The 2,263-nt window shown below is 41.1% G+C and carries 3 protein-coding genes; 2 read left to right on the forward strand and 1 reads right to left on the reverse strand.

Features of this window, described 5'->3' with window-relative positions; all coding sequences use genetic code 11:
• The first annotated feature begins 336 nt into the window (after nt 1-336).
• The gene (locus H6G97_RS50145; RefSeq protein ID WP_199350196.1) at nt 337-708 is read left to right on the forward strand and encodes a hypothetical protein; all 372 of its coding nucleotides are present in this window, start codon (nt 337-339) and stop codon (nt 706-708) included.
• A gap of 178 nt (nt 709-886) precedes the next feature.
• Here H6G97_RS50145 and H6G97_RS50150 read toward each other — a convergent pair whose 3' ends face one another.
• Complete coding sequence (locus H6G97_RS50150; RefSeq protein WP_190947661.1) at nt 887-1,189, reverse strand: hypothetical protein; 303 nt, start codon at nt 1,187-1,189, stop codon at nt 887-889.
• Nucleotides 1,190-1,775: 586 nt separating this feature from the next.
• Here H6G97_RS50150 and H6G97_RS50155 point away from each other — a divergent pair.
• The coding region (locus tag H6G97_RS50155; protein ID WP_479684985.1) for a histidine kinase at nt 1,776-2,263 on the forward strand (488 nt) is incomplete at its 3' end.

Here is a 2,263-nt window from a genome sequence, read left to right on the forward strand (position 1 = left end):
GCTTATTTTCAAGGATGAGTTTACTTATTTATGGCTGAATAGTTAGCTAATTTATCCTTAAATAAAAGTTCTTTTATTAGAGATAAGTTAATTTATACGATTGCAAAAGAATCGATTTACTTTGTTTATAACCTTGTCAAGTTTTGCACTTGTATAAATGACTTTGAAATCTTTATTAGTTTTTGTTAGGAAATAAGGTGCGTTTCCCCTGTTTCAATCATTACTTTGTTGTTTATCTTGAGTTCATTTATATTAATCCTGTTCGCTGTCCTCGAATTATGGAGTGGAATCAATCCCTTAAAAACGACTGACTTAAGGTCGCGTTTCAATTCTATAATGGAGAGCGTAGGTCTACTAACAATTGCTGTTGCCTCGCTTGAGCTTGGACAAACTATTCTTGATGAAGAGGTGCTACGTCGCACTAAAATGAGCTTTCCCACTAGGGTACGCCGTTTCTTATCGCGATTTTTGATTGTCGTTATCGTTTCTCTATCGATTGAATTCCTGGTCGTAGTATTTGAACTCATCCACGAAGATCCGTCGCGCTTACCACAAGCCTCTACTGTAGGATTAGCCACTGCCGCATTACTCGCAGCTTGGGGGGTCTTTATACGACTAAATAAGTCTGCCGAAGAGTTAGAACCAGAGGCAATGCAAGAAGTCAAAGGCGAAGATATTAAAATTAAGCGCGATGAACTTAACAGTTAAGGCGGAAAAGTAACATATCTTAGATAAAGTAACGACAGCCTCATACAACCATTTTTCAGGATTTTGATCCGATGCAGAATCCTACTCCTGCATCGGATATCGCCGCACCATCTCCTGCAACACCATAGCCTCCCCATCCGATGTATACCCCTCTCTGAAGAAACACTTTGCGTAAAGCTTATGTAGCAAGGGTGGGAGAGGATGGAATATTTTCCTGCTCTGGAGAAATTGGGACAATTTTAAGACCTTGAGCATGAGCTTTATTCCTGAGATTTTTGAGTATCAGTTCCTGGTATTTTTGCTCATAGTAGTCCATGCCAGGGTCGGTATATTTCCCAGCAGTCGCCCACATTTGATAAAACAGGCGTACCAATTTATGGGCAGTAGCGGTGATGGCTTTTGGAGCACCCAAGCGCGATCGTAAACGCCTGTAAAAAGCATCCAAAGCAGAACGGCTTTGAGTTACAGAAAAAGCAGCCATACGAAAAGCCGTGGCAGTGACGCCTGTGCAGTTGCTCCTAAGAAAACAGAATGGTTTATTTCATCCATTGTGGGCGATCCCGCTCATGAAAAGCTTTTTTCACTCTCCGGGAGGGCGACCGCATCATGTCAGTAAATAAAGTACATCCTCAATAGAATTAAACTTAATATCATTAAGCCTTGCTTATTGCAAAAATTCTCGGCGTAGACGTAGCCCCTTGCAGACATCGCTTTGGGGCTTAAAAAATAATCAAACGCGAAAGTAAAGATTTTTTCGTTGTTTCTTAAGCTTCGTTGTGAGCAAGAGTAATTTAGATGTGTTCGCCCTGTTGTCTGGAGTAATACTCAGCCGTACAAATCTTGTCAAAAGAGGCAAAAGAGGCAGGGGAGCGAGAGCAAGAACTGCCCCTCCGCCTCTTCGGTCAAAACTTCCAAACTTGAAGACATTCTAAGTAGTAACTCTGTTAGTTATTGTAAAACAATATTACAAAGTAGAATAATATCGAGTCAAAAATGCCTGTAATTAGGTAATCGTTAATCCAGGGCATTAAATTAACTCGTTAACTACCTGTTGCAATACCTGATTGATGTTTAATCCCTCTAACTCCTCCCCTGATAATTCCTACATCCGTCCTGCTCGACGTGGGAAGCATAAAATTTTTATTGGTATGGCCCCCGGTGTTGGTAAAACTTACAAAATGCTGGAAGAAGCAGATTTTCTTAAGCAAGATGGTATCGATATCGTCATAGGCTTCCTGGAAACTCATGGACGCAAAGACACGGCTCTCAAAGCTGCTGGACTAGAAGTGATTACTAGAAAAGCCTATATCCACCAGAACATCACTCTGCAAGAAATGGACACAGATGCAATTCTCTTGCGCTGCCCACAACTGGTGTTAGTTGATGAACTCGCTCACACTAATGTGCCAGGTTCACCAAGAGAAAAGCGCTATCAGGACGTAGAAGTAATTTTGGCAGCCGGAATTGATGTTTATTCTACCGTCAATATTCAACATTTAGAAAGTTTAAATGATTTAGTAGCTAGAATTACAGGTGTCGTAGTGCGAGAGCGGAT

The sequence above is a fragment of the Nostoc flagelliforme FACHB-838 genome (assembly GCF_014698065.1).
GTDB classification, from domain to species: domain Bacteria; phylum Cyanobacteriota; class Cyanobacteriia; order Cyanobacteriales; family Nostocaceae; genus Nostoc; species Nostoc flagelliforme_B.

What these genes read in the sequence shown, in the direction of transcription:
- H6G97_RS50145 (WP_199350196.1), top strand. Translation starts at nt 337, where the DNA reads ATGGAGAGCGTAGGTCTACTAACAATTGCTGTTGCCTCGCTTGAGCTT.
- H6G97_RS50150 (WP_190947661.1), bottom strand. Translation starts at nt 1,189, where the DNA reads ATGGCTGCTTTTTCTGTAACTCAAAGCCGTTCTGCTTTGGATGCTTTT.